The 2,608-nt window shown below is 50.5% G+C and carries 1 protein-coding gene; it reads left to right on the top strand.

The window, feature by feature from the left end:
* A partial coding sequence (gene polA, locus ACESLU_RS14030; protein WP_372639258.1) for a DNA polymerase I occupies positions 1-2,589 on the top strand: 2,589 nt, incomplete at its 5' end.
* Between the last annotated feature and the right edge of the window lie 19 nt (positions 2,590-2,608).

The raw sequence follows: 2,608 nt of genomic DNA, 5'->3' as shown, positions 1-2,608 counted from the left end.
GTGCCGACTTTCCGTCACGAGATGGATGAAGATTACAAGGCCAACCGTCCCCCGCAGCCAGAGGAGCTGAAGGTGGGCATCCCGCTGATCAAAGAGATGATCGAAGGATACGGTATCCCGAATATTGAACAGGATCGTTATGAGGCCGATGACCTCATTGGGACCATTGCCAGTGACGCCAACGCTGAAGACGTGGACGTATATATGGTGACGCCGGATAAAGATTTCATGCAGCTGGTCCACGACCATATTATGATGTATAAACCGGATAATAGAAACGGCGGCTTCAATCTTATCGGGCGGGAAGAGGTCAAAGATTATTTTGGGGTCTACCCGGAGAAGGTGGTGGATGTATTAGCTATCCTGGGCGATACGTCGGATAATATTCCAGGCGTCAGAGGCATTGGCAAGAAAGGGGCGCCCCGGCTGATCAACAAATACGGCAGCCTGGAAGCGGCCATCGAGGATGCTCCGAATATGTCTTCCAAACGACATCGCGAAGGTCTTCGGGAATATGAAGAGGAGGCGCTCCATGCAAAGGAGATGGTAACGATAAAGACCGACGTACCGGATACGGTAAAATGGGAGGACCTCGACTGGGAAGGCGCTGATGAGGAAAAATTGGGGAAATTTTTTAAAAGGATGGAGTTTCGCACGCTGACCAAAAAATACCTTGGCGAAGAAATCAGTCGTTCGCCCCGGAACAAGTCCCGTACATCAAATAAAAACCAGACCGATCTTTTTGTCGGGGATGAGACCGAAGAAGGGGAGAGCGAGCTGCAGTCTTTCGATGAAGATATTGTCAGTTACGAGCTGGTTAACAATATAACGGCTCTTAAAGATCTGGTTGTCAGGCTGCAGGGATCGCAGCATATTTGTTTTGATACCGAGACCGACGGGGTGGATCCCATGGTACATAAGCTCGTGGGGATTTCGCTTTCTGCCGTGGCCGGGGTAGCGTACTATGTGCCGTTGAATGTGGAGAGGGGGATCCCGGAGGAAGAAGCGCTGGCCATTCTGCGGCCCTTGTTTATCAATGAGTCCACATTGAAGATTGCCCATAATTATAAATTTGATTATATGATGCTTTACCGTGCCGGGCTGGAGCCGAAGGGACCGGCTTTCGACACCATGATTGCCGCCTACCTGATTGATGCCGACCAGAAGTTAAAGATGGATGTGTTGGCCAAAACCTACCTGCAATACGAGCCCATTCCCATCCATCAGCTGATTGGTACGGGCCGGAATAAAAAGACCATGGATGAAATTCCTGCTGAAGAGGTTACCGTTTACGCCTGCGAGGATGCGGATATTACGCTCAGGCTCTACGAAGTGCTGAGTGATGTTCTCGAAAAAGATGCATTGTCTGAAATCGCACGGTCTCTGGAATTTCCGCTGATGGAAGTACTGGCTAAAATGGAGATGCAGGGAGTGCTGGTGGACCAGGAGCTGCTTGGGGAGTTTTCCGAGACTCTACGAGCCGATCTGATTACCCTGGAGCAGAAGATTTATGAGAAGGCCGGCATGGAATTTAATATAAACTCACCCAAACAGCTGGGAGAGGTGTTATTCGATAACATGGGGCTGCCGTCGGGGAAAAAGACCAAGACCGGCCAATACTCCACGGCAGAATCGGTGCTGAAAAAATTGGCAACAGAGTACGAAATGCCGGATCTCATCCTGGAATACCGGGCGCTCAGCAAATTGAAGTCAACCTATGTGGATGCCCTGCCGAAGCTGATCAATGAAGAGACAGGACGTATTCACACCGATTACAATCAGAGTATCGCTGCGACGGGACGTCTTTCATCGTCCAATCCGAACCTGCAGAATATTCCCATACGAACGCAACGGGGACGCGAAATCCGGAAGGCTTTTATTGCGGAGGAGGGACATCATCTGCTTTCGGCAGATTACTCGCAGGTGGAGCTGCGTGTTATTGCTTCCATAGCGGGAGATGAAAATATGATCAGAGCCTTTAAAAATGGAGAGGATATACATTCCCGAACGGCCAAGGAGGTTTTTGATTTGAATTCGCTCGACGATGTGACACCAAATCAGCGGCGTAAGGCGAAGGAAGTCAATTTTGGCATCCCGTATGGCGTTAGCGCATATGGACTCGCTAACCGGCTGGGAATCACCAACAGCGAGGGGAAAGAGATGATTGACCAGTACTTCGAGCGCTTCCCTGGAATTTTGGATTATATCAACGAGACCAAAGCCTTTGCCCGCGAAAACGGCTATGTCCAAACGCTGCTGGGACGACGGCGCTATATTCCAGGGATCACTTCAGGCAACTGGAATGTACGGGCTTTTGCCGAGCGAACGGCTATTAATATGCCGATACAGGGCACTGCTGCAGATATCATCAAGCTGGCCATGATTAACATCCAGGAATTTATCGAAGAGCAAGAGCTTGGTACCCGGATGCTGCTGCAGGTTCACGACGAGCTGATCTTTTCTGTGCCCAATGCGGAGACTGTAAAAGTACCCCCGAAGCTAAAAGAGCTGATGGAATCGGCCTACGAACTGGCGGTCCCCCTCGAGGTGGAGATGGGACTGGCCGATAACTGGCTGCAAGCACACTGAAAAATGCAGCCGGTCGCTA

This window comes from Fodinibius sp. (genome assembly GCF_041642155.1).
In the GTDB taxonomy this organism is placed as follows: domain Bacteria; phylum Bacteroidota; class Rhodothermia; order Balneolales; family Balneolaceae; genus Fodinibius.
This window is presented reverse-complemented; position numbering and strand designations above follow the sequence as displayed.